Origin of the sequence: Streptomyces sp. NBC_01497, assembly GCF_036250695.1 — a bacterium.
Lineage (GTDB): Bacteria > Actinomycetota > Actinomycetes > Streptomycetales > Streptomycetaceae > Streptomyces.
In genome coordinates, this window is sequence record NZ_CP109427.1 from 1,320,677 (window position 1) to 1,333,395 (window position 12,719).

General features: G+C 73.3%; 7 protein-coding genes. 5 read left to right on the forward strand and 2 right to left on the reverse strand.

Annotated features, from left to right (window positions below):
• Window positions 1-128 precede the first annotated feature (128 nt).
• Window positions 129-1,799: an APC family permease gene (locus tag OG310_RS05730; protein WP_329454783.1), complete on the forward strand. Its 1,671-nt coding sequence runs from the start codon at window positions 129-131 to the stop codon at window positions 1,797-1,799.
• Between the two features lie 208 nt (window positions 1,800-2,007).
• Here OG310_RS05730 and OG310_RS05735 read toward each other — a convergent pair whose 3' ends face one another.
• Window positions 2,008-3,033 (reverse strand): hypothetical protein, encoded by a 1,026-nt coding sequence (locus OG310_RS05735; RefSeq protein ID WP_329454784.1) that lies wholly within the window; start codon window positions 3,031-3,033, stop codon window positions 2,008-2,010.
• Window positions 3,034-3,308: 275 nt separating this feature from the next.
• Between OG310_RS05735 and OG310_RS05740 the strand changes: the two genes are divergently transcribed.
• From OG310_RS05740 to OG310_RS05755, 4 genes are all read left to right on the forward strand, one after another.
• The gene (locus OG310_RS05740; protein WP_329454785.1) at window positions 3,309-4,124 is read left to right on the forward strand and encodes a response regulator transcription factor; all 816 of its coding nucleotides are present in this window, start codon (window positions 3,309-3,311) and stop codon (window positions 4,122-4,124) included.
• Window positions 4,125-4,300: 176 nt separating this feature from the next.
• Window positions 4,301-5,866: a HAMP domain-containing sensor histidine kinase gene (locus tag OG310_RS05745; RefSeq protein WP_329454786.1), complete on the forward strand. Its 1,566-nt coding sequence runs from the start codon at window positions 4,301-4,303 to the stop codon at window positions 5,864-5,866.
• Window positions 5,867-5,905: 39 nt separating this feature from the next.
• The gene (locus OG310_RS05750) at window positions 5,906-7,183 is read left to right on the forward strand and encodes a glycosyltransferase (RefSeq protein WP_329454787.1); all 1,278 of its coding nucleotides are present in this window, start codon (window positions 5,906-5,908) and stop codon (window positions 7,181-7,183) included.
• Complete coding sequence (locus OG310_RS05755) at window positions 7,180-9,351, forward strand: glycosyltransferase family 39 protein (RefSeq protein WP_329454788.1); 2,172 nt, start codon at window positions 7,180-7,182, stop codon at window positions 9,349-9,351. Before OG310_RS05750 ends, OG310_RS05755 begins: the two co-directional genes overlap by 4 nt.
• A gap of 94 nt (window positions 9,352-9,445) precedes the next feature.
• Here OG310_RS05755 and OG310_RS05760 read toward each other — a convergent pair whose 3' ends face one another.
• The gene (locus tag OG310_RS05760) at window positions 9,446-12,706 is read right to left on the reverse strand and encodes an alpha-mannosidase (protein WP_329454789.1); all 3,261 of its coding nucleotides are present in this window, start codon (window positions 12,704-12,706) and stop codon (window positions 9,446-9,448) included.
• Between the last annotated feature and the right edge of the window lie 13 nt (window positions 12,707-12,719).

Genomic DNA, 12,719 nt, shown 5'->3' on the forward strand with positions numbered 1-12,719 from the left:
TGAAACCGCGCACGCCATACCGAGCCATCCCATCAAGGAAAGGCCAGGTCAGAGTCTTGATTTGAGCTCGACACGGTGTGCTAAGGATGAAGGCCGCATGCGGGGCAATGAGTCAAAGGAAAAGATGAATGACCACGATTGACAAAGCACCGGAGGGGCGTGCGGAACAACCGCGACTGCGCCGGGACATGGGACGCGTCAGCCTGCTGTTCGCCGGCGTCGGATCCATCATCGGGTCGGGCTGGCTGTTCGGCGCGCTGAACGCCGCCAAACTCGCGGGGCCTTCGTCCATATTCTCGTGGGCGATAGCCGCCGTAATGATCATCCTCATCGGGCTCTGCTTCGCGGAGTTGGGCACGATGTTTCCTGTATCGGGCGGTGTGGTGCGTTTTCCGCACCTGTCGTTCGGCTCCTTCGCCAGCTACACCATGGGCTGGATCACCTGGATCGCCGCCGCCACCGTGGCGCCGATCGAGGTCGAGGGCGCCCTGCAGTACGCCACCAAATGGGCACATTTCACTGATTTTCATCCGTCGAACGGCGCCTACACGCTCACGGGTCTCGGCTATGTCATCGCCGTCGTCGCCATGGCGTTCTTCGTCGCGCTGAACTACTTCGGTATCCGGTGGTTCGCGCGAGTGAACAATGTCCTGGTGTGGTGGAAGCTCGTGGTCATCCTCGTGGTGATCGTGGGCTTCCTGGTCACGGCGTTCCACGGCCACAACTTCAGCGCCAAGGAGTACGGCGGCTTCGCGCCCGGCGGCGCGAAGGGCATCTTCACGGCCATCTCCACGGCCGGCATCACGTTCTCGTTCCTCGGCTTCCGCCAGGGCGTGGAGCTCGCGGGCGAGACCGACAACCCCAAGCGCAACGTGCCCTTCGCGGTGATCGGCTCCGTGCTGCTGACCGGTGTCATCTACGTGCTGCTGGAGATCGCGTTCATCGGCTCCGTGCCGAAGCACGACCTGACGTCGTCGCACGGCTGGCTCAACCTCGCCTTCGCCAACGACTTCGGCCCGCTGGCGGCCATCTCCAGCGCCATCGGCCTGGGCTGGCTCGCGTACGTGCTGTACGTGGACGCGGTGATCTCCCCCGCCGACACCGGCCTCATCTACACGACGGTCACGGCACGCATCTCGTACGCGATGGCGCGCAACAAGAACGCACCGGAGAAGCTCGCCAAGGCCACCCGGCGCGGCGCGCCGCTCGTCAGCCTGATCGTCACGTTCATCGTGGGCCTCATCGTCTTCCTGCCGTTCCCCAGCTGGCAGGAGCTGGTCGGGTTCATCACGTCGGCGACGGTGCTCTCGTTCGGCTCCGGCCCGGTCGTGCTGGCCGCCATGCGCCGGCAGATACCCGACCAGCCGCGCCCGTTCAGGGTCCCCGGTGGCGACGTCATCCCGTTCCTGGCGCTGTACTCCGCGAACCTGATCGTCTACTGGGCCGGCTGGAACACCAACTGGAAGCTGTTCGTCACGATCCTCATCGGCTTCGTCTTCCTGGCCGCCTTCGAGATCTTCGACAAGGGCCGCGCGCCGAAGATGGACTGGAAGGCCGGTGCCAGCTGGGTGCTGCCGTGGATCGTCGGTCTCGCCCTCATCAGCTGGATGGGCGACTACGACGGCGGCCGCGGGTACATCGGTCTCGGCTGGGGCTTCGTGGTCAACCTGGTGCTGGCCGCGATCGTGTACTTCATCGCGCTGCGGGTGAAGCTGCCGCAGGCCCGGGTCCTCGAACACATCGAGGAGGCCCGCGAGGAGAGCCGCATCGAGGCCGAGGAACTGGGCTCGGCCCCCTGATCGGAGCGGGTCCCGGCGGGCCGCGCGCCTGCCCGCCCGGGCCCTGAGGCGCCGACCGGACGGTGCGCGGTACCCGACCCGGGTGCCGCGCACCGCCGCGTCAGGAGCCGGGACACCGGCGCGGCGCAGCGCGTCCCGGGCCGGCGCACGACGGACACGGGCCCGGGCGCTGTGCCTCGGGCGCTGTGCCTCGGGCGTGCGCCCCGGATCAGCGCACCGCGGCCATGACCTCCTCGGCCGTCCTCGCCAGTTCCGGCAGACAGGCCAGCGTCGCCCGGGCCCGGTCCCCGAGGTCCGCGCCGTCGATGATGCCGAGATCCGCCAGCAACTCGGAGAAAGCGGGAGCGAGTTCCGCCTCCAGCGCGGGATCGTCCGCCAGCAGCAGGGTGTGGCAGCGCGCGAAGGTCGCCGCCACCCAGAACAGCGCCTCGCGGTGGTCGCCCCGCCCCACCAGATCACGGCTCGCGTCCACGGCGACCGGGCGGGCGGCCCGGCTGATGTCGGTACTGAACGGGAACGGCGTGCGCGCGACGGCGGCCGTCGCGTCGAACGTCACGGCCAGCCGCTCGACATGGTGTCCGACCCGCTCCGGCGACAGCCCCGCCGGGTCCAACTGCCCGATCAGCGCCGGATAACGCGCCTGCAGGCCGGTAGCGGCGAACAGCTCGCGGGCCCTGAGATGACGCAGCCGTACGGTCGGGTTCCGGAGCCCGGCGACGAGCGGCAGGTGCGCGGTCACGCACGTCGGGAACAGCCACCCCGTGACCTGTACCGGCCAGGGCGCCGCCGTGTCCGGTGTGCGAAGGCCTCCCTCGATGCGCCGCCGCACCGCCTCGCACCGCTGCCGTACCCGCTCGGGCGCGGTGAACTCCCGCGCCACCGACCGCTGGAGAGCCCGCAGTCGGCCCGTCGGGTCGTCCAGGACGGTGTCACGGCTCAGTCCGGCGGCGAGATGGTAGTCGGCGAGGGCGCGTTCGGCCGGGGCGATCGTGTCCAGGCCGACAGTGGTCACATCGAGGAGCGCGCCGAGATGGCGGCACTTGCCCGGCTTGAACCCGCGGGGCGCGCGGGTGGTGACGAGTGTGACGTCCACGTCGGACCCGACCGGGACCTCCTGGTCCTCGCGCAACGCGACCGTCGACCCGGTCACGTACGCCCCGAGATACCCTTCGTGACCGCGCCCCACCGAGCACACCCAGTCGAGTGCGGCTGCCCGCGCCTCGTCAGCCCGCATGTGCGCCACTCACCCCGGGGCATGTCCTCGCCCGTCCGCCGCTCACCTGCCGCACACCGCCCTCGGGGCTTTCGGCCCCCGTCACCCACCGCTCCGGCGTCGCCCGCACCGGCTCGGACGGCCCGTCCCACCCGGCGTCCACGCCCTGTACCGGCCCGAGCGTACCGGCCCCACCCGGGCACCCGGGGGCGCTCGCGGACTGCTGACGTGGGATTCTCAGGCCCTTCACAGGACCGGGCAAGGAATCTCTCACGGCCCGACGCCAGCGTGGCACCATGACGACCACCTCATCCCAGGAGCAGCCCCGGCTGGTGCGCCCCGACGGCTCGCCCGTGCGGGTGCTCGTCGTGGACGACGAGACCTCGATCACCGAACTGCTGTCCATGGCACTGCGCTACGAGGGCTGGGACGTGCGGACTGCGGCCGACACGGCCTCCGCCGTGCGCACCGCGCGCGAGTTCCGGCCCGACGCGGTCGTCCTGGACGTGATGCTGCCCGACCAGGACGGCCTCACCGCGCTCGGCCGGATCCGCGACCACCTGCCGGAGGTACCGGTGCTGTTCCTCACCGCGCGGGACGCCGTCGAGGACCGTATCGCGGGACTCACGGCGGGCGGCGACGACTATGTGACGAAGCCCTTCAGCCTGGAGGAGCTGGTGGTGCGGATGCGCGGTCTGATCCGCAGGTCGGGGGCGGCGGCCACCAGGAACGAGCGGCTGCTCGTCGTCGGGGACCTGGTGCTCGACGAGGACAGCCGCGAGGCCCGGCGCGGTGGGGACCCGGTCGAGCTGACGGCGACCGAGTTCGAGCTGCTGCGGTACCTGATGCGCAATCCGCGCCGGGTGCTCAGCAAGGCGCAGATCCTGGATCGCGTCTGGTCGTACGACTTCGGCGGCAAGGCCAATGTGGTCGAGCTCTACATCTCCTACCTGCGGCGGAAGATCGACGCGGGCCGCCCCCCGATGATCCACACGCGCCGGGGAGCCGGTTACGTACTGCGGGCCGCGGAGGCGGGAGCGGAGCCGGCGGCGGCCCGGGACGGCCGTCGCCCGGGTCCTGCCCGGGACGCGGATGCGGCGGACGCACCATGAGGCCGAGGCCGCCGAACCGCCGGCTCCCCCGTACGGCGTCGGGCCCGTCCCGCCGTGCGGCGTCGGGCCGCTCCCCGCGTACCGCGTCGGGCCCGCTTCCGGGCACGGCGCCGACCGCGCGCCGCCCGCGTCCACGGCGGACCCGCTCGCTGCGTACGCGCCTCGTTCTCTCCGCGATGGCCCTGATCGCGGTGGTCGCCGCGGTGATCGGCACGGTCACCACCATCGCCTACCGCTCCTACCTGTACGACCAGCTCGACGCGCAGGTACTCAACGTCGCGATGCGCGCCTCGGGACCACCGCACGCGGGCCAGGTGCCCGAGGCCACGTCCGGGCTCCCACCGGGCGCGCCGCTCGACCGGGACCCGCTGCTGGTCGTGACGGGCGGCGGTGCGCCGGTGGGCACCGTCGGCGCCCAGGTGAGCGGTGACGGATCCCTCGGCCGTGCGGTGCGCAGCACCGAGCACCAGGACTCCGACCGGTTCGGCCAGGTCACCGCCGCCACCTTGACGTCGGCGCAGACCGCGGCCCTCGGCACTGTCACGCGCGACGGGTCGCCGCACACGGTGACACTGCCGGGCCTCGGTGACTACCGGGTGCGCCACGCGGACGGCTCGAACGGCGACTTCCTCGTCGGGCTGCCGCTTGAGGAGTTGCACGACAGCCTCACCACGCTGGTGCTGGTGGAGGCGTGTGTCACCGGGGCGGGCCTCGTCGCGGCCGGCCTCACCGGCAACGCGCTGATCGGGGTGGCCCTGCGGCCGCTGCGGCGGGTCGCGACGACCGCGACCCGCGTCTCCGAACTCCCCCTGCACAGCGGGGAGGTGTCACTGCTGGAGCGGGTGCCGGCCGCACAGGCCGACCCGGCGACGGAGGTCGGACAGGTGGGCGCCGCGCTCAACCGCATGCTGGGCCACGTCGGTTCGGCTCTGACGGCTCGTCAGGAAAGCGAGACCCGCGTACGCAGGTTCGTCGCGGACGCGGGCCACGAACTGCGCACACCCCTCGCGTCCATCCGGGGGTACGCCGAACTCACCCGGCGCGGGCGGGAGGAGACGGGCCCGGACACGCGGCACGCGCTGCGCAGGATCGAGTCGGAGGCCACCCGCATGGCGGGCCTCGTGGACGACCTGCTGCTGCTCGCCCGCCTCGACCAGGGCCGCCCGCTGGAGCGGGCGCCCGTCGACCTCGTACCCCTGCTCGTGGACGCGGTGAGCGACGCGCGCGCCGCGGGACCCGAACACCGCTGGACGCTGGAACTGCCACCGCCGGAGCCCGGCCCGACGAGCGCGGGCACCGACACCGACACCGACACCGCGACGACGGTACGGGGCGATGCGGGCCGGCTGCATCAGGTCCTGGCGAACCTGCTCGCCAACGCCCGTACGCACACGCCGCCGGGCACCCTGGTCGTCGCTCGCGTCGTCGGGGGCCCGGGGACCTCCGCCGGTGGCCGAGGCGCGGCACGGGCACGGGTCGTGGTCGAGATCGAGGACAACGGGCCCGGAATTCCCGCCGGGTTGCTGCCGCGCGTCTTCGAACGGTTCGCGCGCGGCGACGCCTCACGCTCTCGCGCCGCCGGTTCCACCGGGCTGGGACTCGCCATCGTCAGGGCCGTGGCCACCACCCACGGCGGCACCGTGGAGGCCGCCTCACGACCGGGCCGTACGGTCTTCACACTGACGCTCCCGGTGGCGGTCGCACAGGGGCCGGCCCCGGCTCACAGCGCCACCACAGGCTGAGCACACAGCCACGACAGCGCCTCCCACCAGCGTGGGGCCATGCTCACCGACACCACTTGTGGGGAGGCGCTCCCCGCACGGGAGCACCTGCCGGCGACGACCGCGGGCACTCCCGTGCTCGACGTCACGATCCCCGTCTTCAACGAGGAACGGGACCTGGCGCCCTGCGTCGAAAGACTCCACGACCACCTGTCCCGCACCTTCCCCTACGGCTTCCGCATCACCATCGCCGACAACGCGTCCACCGACCGCACCCCGCAGGTGGCGGCCGAACTCGACGCCCGGCTCCCCGAGGTCCGCTCCTGCCGGCTGGAGGAGAAGGGCCGGGGCCGCGCCCTGCACGCGGTGTGGTCCCACTCGGACGCACCCGTCCTCGCGTACATGGACGTCGACCTCTCGACCGGTCTCAACGCCCTGCTGCCGCTGGTGGCCCCGCTGATCTCGGGCCACTCGGACCTGGCGATCGGATCGCGGCTCGCGCGGAGCTCCCGGGTGGTGCGCGGCCCGAAGCGGGAGTTCGTCTCCCGCGCCTACAACATGATCCTCAAGTCCTCGCTGTCCGCCCGGTTCAGTGACGCCCAGTGCGGCTTCAAGGCGGTACGGGCGGACGTGGCCGCGCGGCTGCTGCCGATGGTCGAGGACACCGGGTGGTTCTTCGACACCGAGATGCTGGTCCTCGCCGAACGTGCAGGGCTGCGCATCCACGAGGTGCCCGTCGACTGGGTCGACGACCCCGACAGCCGGGTGCACATCGCCCGGACCGCCGTCGAGGACCTCAAGGGCGTCTGGCGCGTGGGCAGGGCCCTCGCGAAGGGCGCGCTGCCGCTCGACCGGCTCTCCCGTCCCCTCGCGGACGACCCCCGACAGGGCGCGGCGGGCGCACCGGGGCGCCTGGCACGGCAGTTGGCGGGGTTCTGCCTGGTGGGTGCCCTGTCCACCCTGGTCTACCTGCTGCTCTACTCCCTCTTCCGTACGCATCTCGGCGCGCAGGCTGCCAACGCGGCCGCGCTGCTCGTCTCCGCCGTCGCCAACACCGCCGCCAACCGCAGAGTGACCTTCGGTGTGCGGGGCCGGGGCAGGGCGGTGCGCCACCAGCTCCAGGGCCTGGTGGTGTTCGCCGTGGGACTCGCGCTGACCAGCGGCTCGCTGGCCGCGCTCGACGCCGCCACCGGATCGCCCCCGCACACCACGGAACTCGCGGTGCTGGTCGCCGCGAACCTCGCGGCCACCGTACTGCGCTTCCTGCTGCTGCGTGCCTGGGTCTTCCCCGAGCAGCGCGCCTCCTCCCCCACCTCCGGCGATCGGACCGCACGATGACCACCACCTCCCAGACCGCCGCCGCGGCCCGCACGGGGCACGCCCGCCCCGCGGGGCCGGGGTCCGTTCCCGCCCGGCTGTGGCGGGGACGGGCCGCCGACGCGCCCTGGGTGCGGCCCGCGCTGCTCGCGCTGCTGCTCCTGACGGCCGTCCTGGAGCTGTGGAACCTGAGTGCGTCGGGCTACGCCAACTCGTTCTACTCGGCGGCCGCGCAGGCGGGTTCCACGAGCTGGAAGGCGTTCCTGTTCGGCTCGTCCGACGCGGGCAACTCGATCACGGTCGACAAGCCGCCCGCGGCCCTGTGGCCGATGGACCTGTCGGTGCGCCTGTTCGGGCTCGGCTCCTGGCAGATCCTCGTACCGCAGGCGCTGATGGGGACGGCCACGGTCGCGGTGCTGTACGCGGCGGTCCGGCGCAGGTTCGACGCCCTGGCGGGGCTGCTCGCGGGCGCGGCGCTGGCACTGACCCCGGTGGCCTCGATGATGTTCCGGTTCAACAACCCGGACGCCCTGCTCGCGCTGCTGATGACCGCGACGGTGTACTGCGTGCTGCGCGCGCTTGAGGACGCGCGGACCAGGTGGCTCGTCGGGGCGGGCGCTCTGCTCGGCCTGGCGTTCTTGACCAAGACGCTCCAGGCGTTCCTGATCGTGCCGCCGCTGGCCGTGGTGTACGCGGTGTGCGCTCCCGCCCGGCCGCGCCGGCGGATCGGCGGGCTGTTGGCGGCCGGGCTCGCGGCGCTCGTCGCGGGCGGCTGGTGGGTGGCGCTCGTCCAGCTGTGGCCGGCCACGTCGCGGCCCTACGTCGGCGGTTCGCAGGACAACTCGTTCCTTGAACTCACCTTCGGCTACAACGGCTTCGGCCGGATCACCGGCGACGAGACGGGCAGTGTGGGCGGCCCGGAGAGCGGCGCGGGGCCGGGCGGCGGCGCGGGCTTCGGCGGCGGCGGCACGGTGGGTATCGGCCGGATGTTCGGCGACGCCCTCGGCGCCCAGGTGTCCTGGCTCCTGCCCGCCGCGCTGCTGCTGCTCGTCGCGGCTCTGGTGCTGACGCGGCGCGCGGCGCGCACCGACACGGTCCGCGCGGCGTTCCTCGTGTGGGGCGGCGCGCTGCTGGCGACCATGACGGTCTTCAGCTTCATGGCGGGGATCTTCCATCAGTACTACACGGTGGCTCTGGCCCCCTACCTGGCGGCGCTGGTGGGCATGGGCGCCTCGCTGCTGTGGCGTGAGCGTGAACGGCCGTTCGCGGCCGGGGCGCTGTGCGTGACGGTGCTCGCGACAGCGTCGTGGTCCTTTGTGCTGCTCGGCCGCACCCCGGACTATCTTCCCTGGCTGCGCTGGGTGATCCTCGCGGCCGGCGTCGTCGCGGGTGCGGCGAGCCCGGTGTCGCGCCGCATGCGCGGCGGCGCGGCGGTGGCGGCGCTCGCGGTGGCCGCGTCACTGGCAGGCCCGTTCGCGTACACGATGACGACGGTGGCGACCCCGCACACGGGCTCGATCATCGCGGCGGGTCCGGCGTCCGCCGGCGGCGGCCCGGGCGGCGGTGGAGGCGGACGGATGCCGGGCGGCTCCGGCTCCCCGGGCGGGGCGCCGGGAGGCACCGGCGCCCAGGGCGGTGCCCCGGGCGGCGGCTTCCCGCCGGGGGCCGGGCCGGGCGGTGGGCAGAACCCGCCCCAGAACACTCCCGGGACCGGTACGGCTCCCACCGGCGGGCAGCAGGGCACACCCCCCAGCGGTGCCGCCCTCCCGGACTCCGGCGGGAGGACCGGCTTCGGCCGGGGCGAGGCGGGAGGCGGCGCGATAGGCGGCCTGCTGCAGGCGCAGAAGGTCAGCTCCGCCGTCGAGGCCGCCCTGGAGAAGAACGCCTCGCGCTTCACCTGGGTCGCGGCGGCCGTCGGCTCGCAGAACGCCGCCGGCTACCAACTCGCCACCGAGCAGCCGGTGATGCCCATCGGCGGCTTCAACGGCAGCGACCCCTCCCCCACCCTGTCCCGGTTCGAGCAGTACGTGGCGGCGGGCCGCATCCACTACCTCCTGGCCTCCGGCCAGGGTGGCGGCCCCGGCGGCGGCTCCAGCAGTGCGATCACCACCTGGGTGGAGAAGGACTACACCAAGGTGACCGTGGACGGCACGACGCTGTACGACCTGACAAAGCCGCTGAGCGGCTGACCGGGCCGCCGTGCCGCGGTGGGGACGAGTGACGGTCCGGCGCCCGTGAGGGGCGTCGCGCCGGAGCACCCGCTCCCACCGCGCCGGCGAGCCCTCAGCCCACCGGGAGCGTCAGCAGCACCGCCGCGGTCCCACGGGCGGCCAGCGGCACACGCAGTGAGCCGTCGGGCCCGGGGAGCAGTTCCTCCCCGGGCCCGGCGAGGTAGGTCGCCGTGCGCGCGGTCGAGAACGGCACGTGGACGTGGAGCGCGACGTCGGCCGGTGCGTCGGCGAAGGACTGCAGCCGGACCAGTGCCGTGCCCGGCCGGGGTGTGGTCAGACCCACCACGCGCACACCGGGGTGGTCGAGCGTCAGCCACGAGGTGACGGCCGCGCCCGTCCCCTCGTCCGCCGCCCCGCCCGTGGCCCGGACGGCCAGCAGCGGGTGGCCGTTGGCCGCCGCGCGCATGCCGAGGGCCGCGTCGGACGCGGGTGTGCCCTCGTCGGGTTCCGGGACGGCGATGCTGTAGCGGAACTCCTGCTCGAACGCCTGCGAGCTCGGGAAGTTGGTGTCCCAGATGTTGTTGTGCACCCACGAGTAGAGGGTGCCGGGCTCGGTGCGGCTCAGCGACGACGGGTACGGCACGTAGGGCACGGCCAGTGTGCCGCGCTGTACGAGGGGTGCGTCGTGCGTGGCCCAGCCGACGCGGGTCCCGCCCTCGGCCAGCGTCGCCCAGCGGCGCATGGCCCGCATGTGGGGCGCGCCGCCGGGCACGGTGGGCAGCCCGGTACCGACGACGCCGCCGGTCGCCTCCATACGCACCAGCGGGTCGCCGAGCGCGAACGGGAAGGCGAAGAAGGCGCTCTCCTTCGTCAGCGTCGCCGGCTTCGTCAACCGGTTGGTGATGTCGAGGCGGGGCACACCGTGCGGCAGCGTCAGCGTCACGCGCAGCCGGTCGGCGCCGTCGGGCACGCACTCGTAGACCAGGGTCTCCGCCACCGGTGACGAGGTGCGCGACAGCAGGACCGCCGCGGGTGCGACGGCGCGGCTCGCGAGCAGGTGCATGGAGTCGTTCGCGACGGTCTTGCTGGACTGGTGGTTGAAGCCGCCGGCCGTCGCGTACCGGTCGTAGACGTAGGCGTTGAAGCCGAACACCGCGTCCTGGGAGACCAGTTCGGTGCCGGTGGCGCGATCCGTGACGGAGGCGACACGGGCGCTCCTCGGGTCGACCCGGACGGTCAGGTACTCGTTCTCCAGCACGGTCGACTCGCGGTCCAGCACGTCGAGTTCGCGCGCGCCGTACCCGTCGGTGCCGGGCGGCAGGGGTGCCGCGGCCGGCCGTATGTCCAGGCGCACGGTGCCCAGCGGGGGCACCTGGGCGACCGTCACGTGCAGGAAGCGGCCCGCCGCCCGGTGGCGGACGTTGACCTGGGCCTCACCGGTGAGCGGCAGCGGCTTCCCGGTGCGGCCGTCGGTGACCTCCACCGGCAGGTGCACCGCCGCGGCGCTCTCGGGGAGGAAGAACCGCACGACGTCGGTGCGTTCGCTGCTGCGCGTGTTGACGACGTGGAAGCTCGCCAGGGCACCGGGCGGTCCTGCGGGGAGTACGGCACCCAGCCGGTGGCCTGCCTGCTCCAGCAGGGTGAGCGCGCCATCCTTGGCGCCGGCGGCCTGCCCGTACTTCCAGTGCCACTGCTGTTCCCCGGAGCCGTGGCCCTGACAGCCGTACGTCCAGGGGTCGCCGGCGCCCCAGGTGTGCTCGTTGAAGAGGGACACCGTCCGGTAGACGCCGGCCACCGGACCGGGCGCGAGTCCTGGCATGGCCTCGTCCGCAGCCGCGCCGGACGCCGGGGCCGCGTCGGACGCCGCAGCCGCGCCGGACCCCGGGGCCGCTCCCGTGGCGGGTTCCGTGGCACGGGTGGCGGGGACGGCGGGTGCGGCGGCGGTCGTCGCGAGGGTGTCCAGCGTCTGCGCGTCGGTGATCGCGGCCTGCGCGGCGCGGTTCATCGCCATCGGGGCGGCCCCGGCGCCCACCCCGTCGGCCCACCAGTCGTTCCAGTCGCCCTCGTGCGTCTCCAGCCCGTCGCCGAGGCGCTGTTCGGCGTCGGCGAAGAAGTCCTCGTGCCGGGAGAGCCGCAGCCTCGGGTACGCCCAGGTCTCGTTCCAGTCGCGCACGGTGGCGGCCGCGACGAGGCGCGGCGGGCCGTTGTCGGCGAACGTGCCGAGGACCCGCAGATGCAGCACGTCCCACGGGTACGGATCCCGCCGGAACGGCTCGTCCAGGATGGGGAATCCCGGAATGCCCTTGCCGTCGTGCGGGTACGGGCGGGTCGCGAGTGAGGTGAGGTAGGCGGGCAGCAGGTCGTCCACGCGCGGGTACGACTCGTCGAACCCGATGATCGAGCCCTCCATGTAGGCGAGCCCGTGCGGGGTGTCGGTGCGCCACACCAGCACCGTGCGGCCGTCAGCGGTGCGCCACCGGAACAGCCGGGGCAGCGCGGCGCCGCCCACGAGGTGCGGCACGGCGCGGCCCGCCCAGTTGTGCGCGACGGACAGGCGTCGCACCCCGTGGTCGGCGAGCGCGTCGGGAAAGCCCACGACCTGGCCCGGCACGTCGGTCTGCATGGCGGTGCCGATGGTCAGGCCGTACCGCTCCCGGACGGTTGCGACGCCGCGCAGCGCCTCGTGCAGTTCGTCCACGGAGCAGGTCTCCGAGTGCAGGTTGAACGGCATCGCGGTGAGTTCGGCCCGGCCTTCGCGCACTCGCCGCACGAACTCCGCGACCTGGTGCGGCGGTCGGTGGGCGGCCCAGTCCTCGAAGGTGGAGAGCCCCTCGACGCTCCAGCGGTAGCGCGCCTCCTCGGGCCAGTCGTCGGTGGCCCGCATCAGTTCGAGGCAGGTGTCGAGGGCGGCGCGGGCCTCGGCGAGCACCACGCCCTGGGGGTCGGTGTAGCCGAGGTCGAGGTGGGCGTGCTGGACGAGGTGCACCGTCCAGTGGCGCTGCGGGGTCAGGGTGAGCGCCACTGTGGCACCGGGGGCGAGCACCGGTAGTTCCACGGTGAGTTCGGTGGCGGCGGGTACCTCGGGGACGAGCAGCCGCGCCGACCCCTCGGGGCCGGGCGCCGTCTCGCAGTCCAGCACGGCGCCGCCCCGGGTGCGCACGACGGCGCCCGCCAGCGCCTGCGGCACGGCCGGCTCGGTGTCGACGCGCAGCGACTGCAGCAGGCCGTCGCCGCGACGGCGCAGCAGGGGCTCCTGCGAGAACCGGACGGTCGTGGCGCCCAGGCGGTGGGTGTGTGCGACGGCGTTCTCGCGCAGCAGGTCGCGGGCGAGGTTCGAGTCCCACCAGGAGGGTCGGGTGAGGTCGGAGTCCATCGGGCGCGGTTCC